Genomic DNA, 12,585 nt, shown 5'->3' on the forward strand with positions numbered 1-12,585 from the left:
CTCCTGTGTTAGCGTTTGGCCTGTTCGGGCCAAGCAAAACCTGCGGCTACTGATGACTCACCATTGCTGGTTAGCAGCCAGGTATTATGAATATGCGGATTGCGACGGAAATCCTGCGGCAACATCTGCGCATCCATATTGGTTACCGACAATCCGGCTGCCTGCAGTGCCTCAAGCTCCATTTTGAATTTACGTTTATTGTTGGAAAATACGATTTCACCGCCCGGATTCAGTAACTTGGCAAGTGACAGCAACAGTTGCACATGATCCCGTTGCACATCAAAAGCATCTTCCATCCGTTTAGAATTAGAGAATGTCGGCGGGTCAATGAAGATCAGATCGAATTTCTGCCGGCAATCGCGGATCCACTGTAAACAATCCCCTTGTTCAAAGTGATACTGCCGCCCGCTCAAGCCATTGAGCATAAAGTTATCTTTGGCCCAGTTCAGGTAGGTATTGGACATATCAACCGTTGTGACAGATTTAGCCCCCCAACCCCGCATGTACAGAGGCTGTGCCAGTATAAGCAAACAGATTCAGCACATCGCGCCCATTCGCCTTGCTACCTACTAATTTACGAATGAGCCGGTGGTCTAAAAACAGTCCGGTATCAAGATAATCGGTAAGATTCAGTTTAAAGCGCGCACCATACTCGTTGACCACTAAAGCCAAACGTTCACCATCCAGCTTCTGATACTGATTGGTGCCCTTCTGGCGTTCACGGGTTTTAAGAATGATATGCTCCGCAGGACGCTGGCTGCCCCCGGCAAGGACAATAAAATATCGGTAAGGCGACGTTTGCTGACCGCTTCAGGAATGGAAGCCGGCGCGGCATATTCCTGGATCACCAGGTAATCCTGATATTTATCAATGGCCACGTTGTATTCAGGAATATCCGCATCATAAATGCGGTAACAATCAATGTGTTCTTTCTGTGCCCACTTATCCAGTTGCTTCAGGTTTTTCTTAACCCGGTTGGCAAAAGACGCAGCAATTTCACTCAGCGCTTCACCAGAATGCTGCGCCAACACCGCGGCCCGTTGTGGTGTTTTCACATGCAGCGTGTATAAGTTGAAGGCACATTCCAGTGCCCCATTGTACATTTTCAGCTGTTTATCGGCTTTCAGTTTCAATGCCGATAGCAGTTCGGCTTCGCTACACAACAGCGCTACCTGCCAGCCAGCGAAATCCTGCTTCAGGTGTTCACCTAACTGAAAATACAGTTGCAGTAATGAGGTCACATTCCCCAGACGTTCACCATACGGCGGATTGGAGACTAATATCCCAGCGTCTGCGGGCGGCATAACCTCTAGCGCATTAGCCACTTTAAACTCAATGAGTTCCGCCACACCAGCGTTGGCGGCATTGCGTTTAGCTAATGCCACCATCCGCGAATCTATATCTGAGCCATAAAAACGGCTTTCACAACGCCGGGTGCCCACCGCCGCCCGCGCTTTAGCTTCATCTGCGACCGATTGCCACAAGGCTTGATCATGCTGTAGCCAGGCTTCAAACCCAAAACGCTGCCGCAACAGACCGGGGGCGATATCCGCCGCCATCATTGCTGCTTCAATCAGGATGGTGCCACTACCACAAAACGGATCGACCACCGGAGTTTGCTTATCCCACTGCGCCCGCAGCAACATGTTAGCCGCCAAGTTTTCCTTAAGCGGTGCTTCACCAGTACCATGGCGATAACCGCGCTGATGCAGCGCCGGCCCAGAAACATTAAGGGCAATGGTAACCTGATGATTACGATAATGCGCATCTATACGGATATCCGCTTGATTCCGTTCAACATCTGGACGATTTAAGCCAGCATTGCGAAAACGATCGGCGACTGCATCTTTTACTTTTAACGCCCCGAACTGGGTATTATTAATGAACCCACCCATGCCGTGAAAATCGATACTAAAGGTGCTTCGATTACTGAAATGTGCTGGCCAATCAATAGCATAAGCCGCAGCATATAGCTGTTCTGCCGTTTCACAACTTGCCTGATGTAACAGTACAAGTACCCGGCTAGCCAAGCGGCTCCACAACACAATGCGATATACTTGTTCCAAAGAGGCAGTAAAGTAGACACCGGCTTGAGACTCTTTAACATCCGTCGCCCCCAGCGCCAATAGCTCTTGAGCCAAAGTGTATTCAAACCCTTTAGGCACAGCAGCAAAACAATTCAACATGCAATCAACCAAGCGATTTCGATAAAACCGTTATTATACCCTGTCAGCGCCATAAAAGATAAGCCGTTACCCACGGCAAACCGATCAAAACAGCATGCCGATATTTCTGCATAAATTAACAACAGTCGGATGAAATGCGACCTTTATCTGTACTAAAAATAGACGCTTGTGACTTTTTTCAAATGCGCGTCTTGCAATGCCGATCGCAGACGGATATAGTGCGCCCCACTTAGACGGACGCGGGATGGAGCAGTCTGGTAGCTCGTCGGGCTCATAACCCGAAGGTCGTTGGTTCAAATCCAGCTCCCGCAACCAGTTTCTGTCTATGTGTTATATCAAAGTCGTCGCGGGATGGAGCAGTCTGGTAGCTCGTCGGGCTCATAACCCGAAGGTCGTTGGTTCAAATCCAGCTCCCGCAACCAATGATACTCACACCTTAAATATTTCAGTCGCGGGATGGAGCAGTCTGGTAGCTCGTCGGGCTCATAACCCGAAGGTCGTTGGTTCAAATCCAGCTCCCGCAACCAAATCTCACAGTGTTTGTTTTACATATTTCCAAACCCGATATCAATGCGCACGGTTTGTGTTTTTAGCGCTCTGGCTATACCCCACCGATAATGTTGCCCGCTCACATGCTTCAACCCAAACACCATCAATAACAAGATAAACGGCTAGCCGTAACCGTTTGACTACCATAAATACATATCGTGAAACGGTTTGCGCAGCTTAATCACCAGAGCAATTCCAATACGCTGATGCGCTGCTACATTTTGATGCCATGCGCTCTAAAAAGAAAAGGCCACCTTAATCGGCAGCCTTTTCAGCGATTGCGCAGATGCATCAGTTACGATGCATACCGTGATTATTTATTAGATGCTTCTACACGGCTCTTCAGCTTCTGTCCGGGGCGGAATGTCACCACGCGCCGGGCAGAAATTGGGATATCTTCACCGGTCTTAGGATTACGACCAGGTCTTTGGTTTTTATCCCGCAGATCAAAATTGCCGAAACCGGATAATTTTACCTGTTCGCCATTTTCAAGCGCTAACCGGATCTCCTCGAAAAACGCTTCCACCATGTCTTTGGCAACACGCTTATTAATTCCGAGTGTTTCGAAAAGATGCTCTGCCATTTCGGCCTTGGTAAGTGCCATACTTTAATCCCTCAACGATGCGTTGAACTCGGACTTAAGGACTGAAACCACCGACTCTACGGTCGCTGAGATCTCTTTTTCCTCAAGGGTACGAGCGTTATCTTGTAACGTAAGTGCGATTGCCAGACTCTTCTTGCCAGGCTCAACACCCTTGCCTCGGTATATGTCAAACAAGTTTAAGCCAACCAACTGATTTCCGCCAACTTTTTTATCATCGCTAGAATATCTCCAGCAACAACTGCGTCATCGACAACTACCGCGATATCACGACGGTTTGCCGGATATTTGGAGATTGCCTTTGCCGCTGGCACTGCACCATGTAACAGCGCATCCAACTGCAGTTCAAACACTATGGTTTTACCGTTCAGGCCAAAGGCTTTTCCAGTGCTGGATGCACTGCACCAATCACCCCAACCACCTGATCATTTCTCAGGATTTCAGCACATTGCCCTGGATGCAGTGCAGAATGTGACGCACTCCTAAAACTAAATTCAGCGTCGGAAGCTGTCAAGCCAATAATGGCTTCTAAATCACCTTTAAGGTCGAAAAAATCAACAGTTTTTGATTCAATCGACCAATGTTCCTCACTTTGAGGCCCCGCGATTACGGCTGCCAGCATAGGCTGCTGTTGTACGCCCATTTCTGCTTTAGGATCAGGAACAAAACGCAAACCTGTTTCAAATAAGCGTACTCGGCCTTGTTGTCGAGCCTGATTGTAACCTACCGCGCCAAGCAAGCCGGTGAATAATGACAGTCGCATAGCCGACATTTCACTGGATATTGGGTTTGGTAACACCAGCGCCTGCTGTTGTGGATGCACTAACTGTTGCAGCTTAGGATCGACAAAACTATAGGTAATTGCTTCTTGAAAGCCGCGAGCCGCCAAGAGATTGCGCACTTTAGCCAGTTTGACATCCGCTTCACAATGCTGAGTCATGTTCAAGCGTGCCAACGGCGCTTCATTAGGAATACTGTTATAACCGTAAATACGGGCAACTTCTTCGATAAGGTCTTCTTCAATGGCCATATCGAAACGATAAGTCGCGGTGGTTACCTGCCAGCCACCGTTAACTTCGGTGACCATAAAGCCTAACCGAGACAGAATTTCTGTTACATCGGCATCCGGCACATGGTGCCCCAGCAGTTTATCGAGCTTGGTGCGGCGCAATGTGATGACGGCAGCTTGCGGCAGATATTCGGCTGCTAACGCCTCCACTACGCTACCGGCTTCACCACCACAGATATCCAGGATCAAGCGACTGGCACGATCCATCACCTTGTGTTGCAGTTGTGGATCAACCCCACGTTCAAAGCGGTGGCTGGCGTCAGTATGCAAACCGAGGTTGCGGGCTTTGCCAGTAATCGCCAGCGGGGCAAAATAGGCACACTCCAGCACAATATCGCGGGTATCAGCTGCGACACCTGAATGCTCACCACCAAAAATCCCGGCTAACGCCAAGGCTTTACTGTTGTCGGCGATCACCAAAGTATCAGCGGGTACTGTGATGTCATTGCCATCCAGCAGTGTTAAGTGTTCTTTGCCGTCGGCAAAACGAACATTCAGTTCACCGTCAATCTGTGCCAGATCAAAGGCATGCATTGGCTGGCCATATTCCACCAATACAAAATTGGTGATATCAACAATAGGATCGATAGAACGGATGCCGCTACGGCGCAGTTTTTCCACTATCCAGGCTGGCGTTGCAGCAGTGACATCAATATTTTTGATAACACGGCTAAGGTAACGTGGACACGCTTGCTTAGCGACGACATTCACCTGCATAGCCGCATCAGTGGATGCCGCAACAGGCGCCCAACTGGGTTCGGTCACTGTCATGCGGTTAAGCACACCCACTTCACGGGCAATACCCGCCATTCCCAGACAATCGGCACGGTTAGCGGTTAGATCTACATCAATAACAGCATCATCCAGATCCAGATATTGGCGGACATCTGCCCCCAACGGCGCATCTTGCGCTAACTCAATGATACCGTTGCTTTCAATATCAATGGCCAATTCACTATAGGAGCAGAGCATGCCATTAGAAGGCTGACCGCGCAGTTTGGCTTTTTTGATCTTAAAGTCACCGGGCAAGACGGCACCAACAGTGGCCACACACACTTTCAAGCCAAGGCGACAGTTAGGTGCGCCGCAGACAATGTCCAGCAGCTCTTCGGCACCGATATTGACTTTCGTTACCCGCAGTTTGTCGGCATCAGGGTGCTGGGCACATGCCACAACTTCACCGACTACCACACCGGTAAAGTTACCAGCGACAGTAGTAATTTCATCGACTTCCAGCCCAGCCATGGTGAGCTGATGGGCTAACTGATCACGGCTTACGGCAGGATTTACCCACTCACGAAGCCAGGATTCACTGAATTTCATAATACTTGAACTCCGTTATTTGAATTGCTTGAGAAAACGCAGGTCGTTTTCGAAGAAGGCACGCAAATCTGTTACGCCGTAACGCAACATAGTTAAGCGCTCAACGCCCATACCAAAAGCAAAACCAGAGTATTTTTCAGGATCGATACCGACACCACGCAGCACATTAGGATGCACCATGCCGCAACCCAGCACTTCTAACCAGCCGTTTTTACCCTTTACATCCACTTCCGCAGAAGGCTCAGTGAAGGGGAAATATGAAGGCCGGAAACGGATCTCCAAGTCTTCTTCAAAGAAATTACGCAGGAAGTCGTGCAGGATCCCCTTCAACTGGGTAAAGCTGACGTTTTCGTCGACCATCAAGCCTTCGACCTGATGGAACATCGGGGTATGCGTCATATCATAGTCGTTACGATAAACGCGCCCAGGAGAGATGATACGCAGAGGAGGTTGTTCTACTTCCATCGTGCGGATCTGCACACCAGAGGTTTGCGTACGCAGCACCACTTCGGGGTTAAAATAGAAAGTATCGTGATCAGCCCGCGCCGGGTGATGAGCCGGAATATTTAAGGCATCAAAATTATGATAGCCGTCCTCGACTTCTGGCCCTTGCACCACACTGAAGCCTAACTCACCAAAAAAGGTTTCAATACGTTCAATGGTGCGGGTCACCGGATGCAGACCACCATTACCCAGTGTTCGCCCGGGCAAAGTAACGTCTATTTTCTCCGCGCTGAGTTTAGCTTCAAGCTCGGCGGCTTTGAGATTTTCGAGGCGCTGTGACAGATACTGTTGTACCTGTTGTTTAGCCTGATTCACCTGTTGACCAAAAGCCGGTTTTTCTTCCGGACTCAGGGTGCCCATCAGTTTCATCATGTCGGTAATCTTGCCTTTTTTGCCAAGATAATCGACACGGATTTCATCGAGAATTTTCAGATCATCGGCCCCATCGATGGCGGCTAAGGCCTGTTGTACGATCTCTGTTAACTGCTGCATCTTCCCTTCCAGTGCATGCCAGCCCCAAAGGACTGCCTAAGGTATCTTCGTTTGCGACATAAAAAAGAGGCAAATTTTACTTTAATCACAGGAATTTGACCAGTGAAGCGGCCATTTTAGCAAAGTAAAAAATAGCTGAAAGCTACTGTGGCATAAAAGTTTGTTAATTTTTAAGCTTCCGCCAACCTCAGACTTTAGCAACGGTTGCCCTATGATATGCTGTAGCAACGTTATTACTGTCCTTTCGTCAAGATGTCACAGCACCATGTCCTGCAACTACGGGACTATCAGCAACAAGCCGTCGACGCCACCATCCACTATTTTCGCCATGCTCAAGGGAGCGCCGTTATCGTGCTGCCTACCGGCGCTGGCAAAAGTATTGTGATCGCCGAACTCGCACGTATCGCTCGTGGTCGGGTACTGATCCTAACCCATGTGAAAGAACTGGTAGCCCAAAATGCCGACAAAGCCGCATTACTGACCGATGATATCAGTATCTATTCTGCCGGGCTGAAACAAAAATTGAGTTCTGGTAAAACCGTGGTCGCGGGGATCCAGTCGGCGGCCCGGAACCCACAAGCATTTGATAAACCGTTTTCCTTGGTGATCATTGATGAATGTCACCGTGTCAGCGACGAGGCGCAGAGTCAGTATCAGCAATTGCTGCAACAGTTACGCCAACGTAATCCCCAACTGCATCTGCTAGGGTTGACGGCCACCCCTTATCGGTTGGGTAGCGGCTGGATCTACAAACGCCATTACCACGGTAGTGCGGGGAATATCGACACTGCGTTGTTTGATGACTGCATTTTTGAGCTACCGCTGAGGTTGCTGGTGAAGCAAGGCTATTTGACACCGCCCCGGTTGCTGGATGGTTTATCGGCGCAATATGACTTCAGTCAGCTACACCCTGATACCAATGGCAATTATCGTGAAACTGAGGTTGATTCCATACTGCACCATTGTGGCCGCGCCACATCGGCCATAGTTAAGCAACTGATTCAACTGGCAGTTAACCGTCGTGGCGTCATCATTTTTGCCGCCACAGTGCGGCACGCGCATGAAATAATATCGCTGTTACCTCAGGCTGATGCGGCATTGATTACCGCCGAGACCGCCGCGGCGGAACGAGACGAGCTTATTCGTCGATTCAAGCAACAACAGCTGAAATTTCTGGTAAATGTGTCTGTATTAACTACCGGCTTTGATGCACCACACGTGGATCTGCTAGCCATTATGCGGCCAACGGCTTCCGTGGCTTTGTTTCAACAAATGGTTGGCCGTGGTTTGCGTTTGAGTGAAGGCAAGCAAGATTGTCTTATTATCGACTATGCCGCCAACGGTTTTGACCTTTTCAGTCCCCAAATAGCCCTCCCGCGACCAGCGCCTGATACCGAGCCAGTACAAGTGATCTGTCCAGAATGTGGTTTTGCCAATATTTTCTGGGGAAAAACTAACGAAGATGGCGAAATCCTAGAGCATTTCGGCAGACGTTGTCAGGGGCTGATTGCCGCCAAGCCACATCCGCAACAGTGTCAATATCGGTTTCGGGCACGGCTTTGTCCAGATTGTGGTGCCGCAAATGACATTGCCGCCAAGCAATGCTGTGAATGTCATTCACAGCTGGTCGATCCCGACAAACGTTTGCGGGAAGTTCTGGCACAAAAACATCATTATCTGTTTCGGGTGCAGCAGATGCAGTTGCTTAACCGGGAAACGCAACTTGTTGTGGAATACTCTGATATCGATGGTAACCATTTTTCAGAGCAATTCCGTTTAGCCACCGCGGCACAGCGAAAAGCCTTATTTGCCCGCTTTATTTATCCTCACGATCGTCGCCCGGGAATGCCCCTTCCGCCCATGGCAAATGCAGCGGCAGTGATTGCCTTGGCAGACAGATTCCGGCCACCGTCACTGCTATTGCTGCAAAAAACCGGGAAACACTGGGCATTAGTGGAGAAATACTTTGATTATCAAGGACGTTATCAAACTGAACCGCATAATGGTTAACAGAAGTATGAGCTGACTACTTCTGCTACGGCAGTCACTGTGCTATAACGACTGCATCGTTGAAAAAGGGAGTCATTATGCACGTTGTTATTTTCGGCCGTCCCGGCTGCCCATATTGTGTTCGCGCCAAACAGTTGTCTGAACAATTGACAGAAAAACGGGACGACTTCAGCTACAAGTATGTCGATATCTATGAAGAAGGCATCACCAAGGCCGATCTAGAAAAACGGTTGGCAAACCGGTGGAGACTGTGCCACAAATTTTCATTGATAAAGAACATATTGGCGGTTGTACCGATTTTGAAGCCTATGTTCGGGAAAACGAATTGCTTTAAGCTGTAAGCTCAGCATTCAGTTATGTCAAAAGGCACCTACGGGTGCTTTTTTGCATATAGTTACCATCAACACTGGCATGCTAGTCACAACGAGGGAGATAAATGGTGGGTCGTATAGGATTCGAACCTATGACCAATTGGTTAAAAGCCAACTGCTCTACCGACTGAGCTAACGACCCTGAGACTTCAGTAAATATCAAAGCAGTGGTGGGTCGTATAGGGTTCGAACCTATGACCAATTGATTAAGAGTCAACTGCTCTACCGACTGAGCTAACGACCCACTGTTTTGTTTACTGACTAACTGAAATGGTGGGTCGTATAGGATTCGAACCTATGACCAATTGGTTAAAAGCCAACTGCTCTACCGACTGAGCTAACGACCCGTTGTTGGAATTCCAACGATATTGCTTTAATTTGATGGTGGGTCGTATAGGATTCGAACCTATGACCAATTGGTTAAAAGCCAACTGCTCTACCGACTGAGCTAACGACCCGCTACTGAAACTACAGTAAATATCAAATCAGTGGTGGGTCGTATAGGGTTCGAACCTATGACCAATTGATTAAGAGTCAACTGCTCTACCGACTGAGCTAACGACCCACTGCTTTGTTTACCGACTAACTGAAATGGTGGGTCGTATAGGATTCGAACCTATGACCAATTGGTTAAAAGCCAACTGCTCTACCGACTGAGCTAACGACCCTTTCACTTTAGTTAAAACACAGCGCAGCAAGCAAAACCTGCTGTCCCGCGCTGTGGGCGCCTATAATACCGCTTTCCGTTTCTCATGCAAGTGCAAATTCGGCTTTTTTTCCCGTTTGCCTGAAAAACAGTCTGGGTGAATGTTTTTTAGTTAAATCATGGTTTAATTGCCGCCAACTGCTGCTTGGCAATGCTTGCGGCAGCGCTGTTTGCGTACTCTTTGACCACTTGTTGATAGCGGGATTTGGCAGCGGCTTTGTCATTGGATTTCTCGGCGATCAGCCCCAATTTGACCAGACTGTCAGGCCGTTTACCCGAGGCTTTGAAATTATTGACCACATTTTCAAAGGCTGTCTTAGCCTGAACATAATCTCCTTTATTATAAAGGAGTTGCCCAAGCCAGTAGTTTGCGTTATCTGCAAAACCGGAATTGGGATACTGGCTGATAAATTCCTTGAATGCCGGGATAGCGGCATCGTATTGCCGTTCTTTCAGCACCAGATCCACGGCATGCTGGTAACTGTCCGTCTCAGATAAAGAGGAACTGCCACTTACCGCTGCTTGTGGCGCAGTATTATTTACCGCTGGAGAACTCGTTTGTTGACTGCTGAGCTTGCCGATTTCGTCATACAACTGACGTTGACGTTGTAGCATCTGATTAATCTGATAATTCTGTTGCTCAGTAGAGCCACGCAGATCCAGAACTTCCTGCTGCAGCGCATCTAACCGCTGCTGCATATCTATCTCGGCCTGCTGTCTTGCCTTGATGATACGTTCCAGCCGCGCAATGCGGTCGCTGTCGCTGCCAACAACGCCAGTTCCCAAATCCTGTACCGGCGCAGGCGTTGCTGCAGTGGCGGCACATAGGGAAGCAACAGCGTTGCTGCTGCAATTAGCCTGATCTTCATGTGCTTTTTCCTTAGTAAACCAAAACTGCGCGACGGTTCTTCGCTTCACCTTCATCAGTGTGGCTAAGATCGGCAGGTTTTTCTTCACCATAACTGACAATGCTCATCTGACTTGGCAGTACTCCTAAACCTTGCAGATATTTCGCCACGGCTTTAGCACGGCGTTCACCCAAGGCAATGTTGTATTCTGGGGTACCACGTTCATCAGTGTGTCCTTCAATCAGCACTTTGACATTCGGATGGTTAACCAGATAATCCGCGTGAGCTTGCAGTAGATCCGCGTAATCTGCGCGGATTTCGCTGCGGTCAAAATCAAAGTAGAGAACGCTATCTTTACGCAACTCTTGGAATTTTAGGCGTTGCTGCTCTTCAGGGCTCAGCACCTGAGAAGCCCCGCCCATTTCGACGCCACCATTAGCACCATATTGGCCACTGCCTGAAGAAGTTGTCCCTGTTCCAGCAGCAGTTTCAGAATCAGAAGTAGAGCTACAAGCGCCCAATGCCAATAGCGGCAGAGAAATGGCCATAGCTTTAAGCAACTTTTGGAGTTCCATTATTAAATCCTTCTGTGATCAATTATAAAAATGGGGACCAGGCTGGAGATCTGACTTCACCCTGTCCCACCGGCAATCTTGCTTTAAATCGTCCATCGACCGACACGGCAGCCAACACTTGCTTGTTGCCATAAGTCGTGCCGTAAATCACCATCGTCCCGTTGGGTGCAACACTGGGTGATTCATCCAAGCGGGTTGAAGTCAGTACCTGCATAAAACGGGTTTGCAGATCCATTCTGGCTATATTGAATTTACCGTTAGTGCGGTTAACAAATATCAGGCTACGGCCATCTGGCGTCACTTCGCCGCCCAAGTTCCATTCACCATCGAAAGTCAGTCGGGTGACTTTATTGGTTGCCAATTCCACTTTGTATAACTGTGGTCGGCCACCACGTTCGGAGGTAAACACCAATGCTTTACCATCTGGGAACCAAGCTGGTTCAGTATCAATGGCGTAATGGTTCGTTACGCGGGTCAGCGCCCCGCTGGCGATATCGACAATATAGATTTCTGGTTGTCCGTCTTTGGAGAGGGTAATTGCCAGCTTACGGCCATCAGGTGAAAAGCTCGGGGAACCATTAATGCCGGGATAGCTGGTCACCTTCTGACGGGTGCGGTTATAGATGTCCTGGATAAAAATCTCGGCTTTTTTGTTCTCAAAACTCACATACGCCAGTTTCCGACCATCCGGAGACCAGGCGGGTGACATCAGTGGTTCAGGCGAGCGCAGTAACATCTGCTCGTTATACCCGTCGTAATCGGCGATCATTAGCTGGTAAGGACTTGGCTGTGAGCGATCCACCACCACATAGGCGATACGTGTCAAAAACGCTCCACGAATGCCAGTTAATTTTTCATAGACAATATCACTGATGCGATGTGCATACTGGCGAAATTGCGCGGCGCTGATGACAGTCTGGCGACTATCTAGCAGGTATTCGCTCTTGGGCTGAGGTCCTTTGGCCTGCATCTGAGCCTTCACCAAATCCACCAGATCGAAACTCACCAGATATTGATCCTGCCCATAAGGTTTGACGGTGCCCATCACAACCGCTTCCGCTGATACATTACGCCAGTCATCCAGATTGAAATCACCAATCTGACCAATACTACGTTGACCCAGCCCCGTTTCATCAAGAGGTTTAAATGTCCCGCTGCGGGTTAAATCTGAGGCCACCACATCCGAGATGGAACTGGGTGGCGGTGTTACCCTTGCCATATGAACGGCACCACAGCTATGGGCCTAGCAGCATCTACCCCTTCGGTGATTACAATATCCAGTGCGGCCTTTGCTGGTAACACCAACAATGCCAGTAACACCATCAGACATCGGGCAAAATATTTCATGGGA

At 48.9% G+C, this 12,585-nt stretch carries 5 protein-coding genes, 9 tRNA genes and 4 pseudogenes; 5 read left to right on the plus strand and 13 right to left on the minus strand.

Going from position 1 to position 12,585, the window contains the following annotated elements:
* Nucleotides 1-8 precede the first annotated feature (8 nt).
* Nucleotides 9-2,186: pseudogene (gene rlmKL / locus KHX94_RS19445) on the minus strand (bifunctional 23S rRNA (guanine(2069)-N(7))-methyltransferase RlmK/23S rRNA (guanine(2445)-N(2))-methyltransferase RlmL).
* A 238-nt stretch (nucleotides 2,187-2,424) separates the two neighbouring features.
* Between rlmKL and KHX94_RS19450 the strand changes: the two are divergent.
* The 3 genes from KHX94_RS19450 (at nucleotide 2,425) to KHX94_RS19460 (ending at nucleotide 2,713) form a co-directional block, all read left to right on the plus strand.
* Nucleotides 2,425-2,501, plus strand: a tRNA-Met gene (locus tag KHX94_RS19450).
* A 30-nt stretch (nucleotides 2,502-2,531) separates the two neighbouring features.
* Nucleotides 2,532-2,608: transfer RNA gene (locus KHX94_RS19455), tRNA-Met, on the plus strand.
* 28 nt (nucleotides 2,609-2,636) lie between these two features.
* Nucleotides 2,637-2,713: transfer RNA gene (locus tag KHX94_RS19460), tRNA-Met, on the plus strand.
* A gap of 335 nt (nucleotides 2,714-3,048) precedes the next feature.
* Here the strand turns inward: KHX94_RS19460 and ihfA are convergent.
* From ihfA to pheS, 3 genes and pseudogenes are all read right to left on the minus strand, one after another.
* A complete protein-coding gene (gene ihfA, locus KHX94_RS19465) occupies nucleotides 3,049-3,339 on the minus strand; it encodes an integration host factor subunit alpha (RefSeq protein ID WP_213681842.1) in 291 nt (96 codons plus the stop codon).
* 3 nt (nucleotides 3,340-3,342) lie between these two features.
* Nucleotides 3,343-5,728, minus strand: a pseudogene (gene pheT, locus KHX94_RS19470) (phenylalanine--tRNA ligase subunit beta).
* A gap of 15 nt (nucleotides 5,729-5,743) precedes the next feature.
* Nucleotides 5,744-6,724, minus strand: a complete 981-nt coding sequence (pheS, locus tag KHX94_RS19475; RefSeq protein WP_213681843.1) for a phenylalanine--tRNA ligase subunit alpha — start codon at nucleotides 6,722-6,724, stop codon at nucleotides 5,744-5,746.
* Nucleotides 6,725-6,976: 252 nt separating this feature from the next.
* Between pheS and radD the strand changes: the two genes are divergently transcribed.
* Together radD and KHX94_RS19485 are read left to right on the plus strand one after the other, a co-directional pair.
* Nucleotides 6,977-8,734 carry a DNA repair helicase RadD gene (gene radD / locus KHX94_RS19480; protein ID WP_213681844.1) on the plus strand — a complete coding sequence of 586 codons (1,758 nt, stop codon included), beginning with the start codon at nucleotides 6,977-6,979 and terminating at the stop codon, nucleotides 8,732-8,734.
* Nucleotides 8,735-8,811: 77 nt separating this feature from the next.
* Nucleotides 8,812-9,068: pseudogene (locus KHX94_RS19485) on the plus strand (GrxA family glutaredoxin).
* Nucleotides 9,069-9,171: 103 nt separating this feature from the next.
* Here KHX94_RS19485 and KHX94_RS19490 read toward each other — a convergent pair.
* The 9 genes and pseudogenes from KHX94_RS19490 to tolB all read right to left on the minus strand — a co-directional run bounded on the left by KHX94_RS19490 (nucleotide 9,172) and on the right by tolB (nucleotide 12,581).
* Nucleotides 9,172-9,247: transfer RNA gene (locus KHX94_RS19490), tRNA-Lys, on the minus strand.
* A 26-nt stretch (nucleotides 9,248-9,273) separates the two neighbouring features.
* A tRNA-Lys gene (locus tag KHX94_RS19495) sits at nucleotides 9,274-9,349 on the minus strand.
* A gap of 27 nt (nucleotides 9,350-9,376) precedes the next feature.
* Nucleotides 9,377-9,452: transfer RNA gene (locus KHX94_RS19500), tRNA-Lys, on the minus strand.
* Between the two features lie 35 nt (nucleotides 9,453-9,487).
* Nucleotides 9,488-9,563: transfer RNA gene (locus tag KHX94_RS19505), tRNA-Lys, on the minus strand.
* A 31-nt stretch (nucleotides 9,564-9,594) separates the two neighbouring features.
* Nucleotides 9,595-9,670: transfer RNA gene (locus KHX94_RS19510), tRNA-Lys, on the minus strand.
* 27 nt (nucleotides 9,671-9,697) lie between these two features.
* Nucleotides 9,698-9,773, minus strand: a tRNA-Lys gene (locus KHX94_RS19515).
* A gap of 155 nt (nucleotides 9,774-9,928) precedes the next feature.
* Nucleotides 9,929-10,771, minus strand: a complete 843-nt coding sequence (gene ybgF, locus KHX94_RS19520; protein WP_244859246.1) for a tol-pal system protein YbgF — start codon at nucleotides 10,769-10,771, stop codon at nucleotides 9,929-9,931.
* Nucleotides 10,692-11,234, minus strand: coding sequence for a peptidoglycan-associated lipoprotein Pal (gene pal, locus KHX94_RS19525; RefSeq protein WP_213681845.1), 543 nt, complete (start codon nucleotides 11,232-11,234; stop codon nucleotides 10,692-10,694). Before pal ends, ybgF begins: the two co-directional genes overlap by 80 nt.
* A gap of 22 nt (nucleotides 11,235-11,256) precedes the next feature.
* Nucleotides 11,257-12,581, minus strand: a pseudogene (gene tolB, locus KHX94_RS19530) (Tol-Pal system beta propeller repeat protein TolB).
* Nucleotides 12,582-12,585: the final 4 nt, after the last annotated feature.

The sequence above is a fragment of the Shewanella dokdonensis genome (assembly GCF_018394335.1).
GTDB lineage: Bacteria > Pseudomonadota > Gammaproteobacteria > Enterobacterales > Shewanellaceae > Shewanella > Shewanella dokdonensis.

Bases quoted from the DNA above. Each gene is read 5' to 3' on its own strand.
- ybgF (WP_244859246.1), bottom strand. From the start codon at position 10,771: ATGGTGAAGAAAAACCTGCCGATCTTAGCCACACTGATGAAGGTGAAG.
- pal (WP_213681845.1), bottom strand. From the start codon at position 11,234: ATGGAACTCCAAAAGTTGCTTAAAGCTATGGCCATTTCTCTGCCGCTA.
- ihfA (WP_213681842.1), bottom strand. From the start codon at position 3,339: ATGGCACTTACCAAGGCCGAAATGGCAGAGCATCTTTTCGAAACACTC.
- pheS (WP_213681843.1), bottom strand. From the start codon at position 6,724: ATGCAGCAGTTAACAGAGATCGTACAACAGGCCTTAGCCGCCATCGAT.
- radD (WP_213681844.1), top strand. From the start codon at position 6,977: ATGTCACAGCACCATGTCCTGCAACTACGGGACTATCAGCAACAAGCC.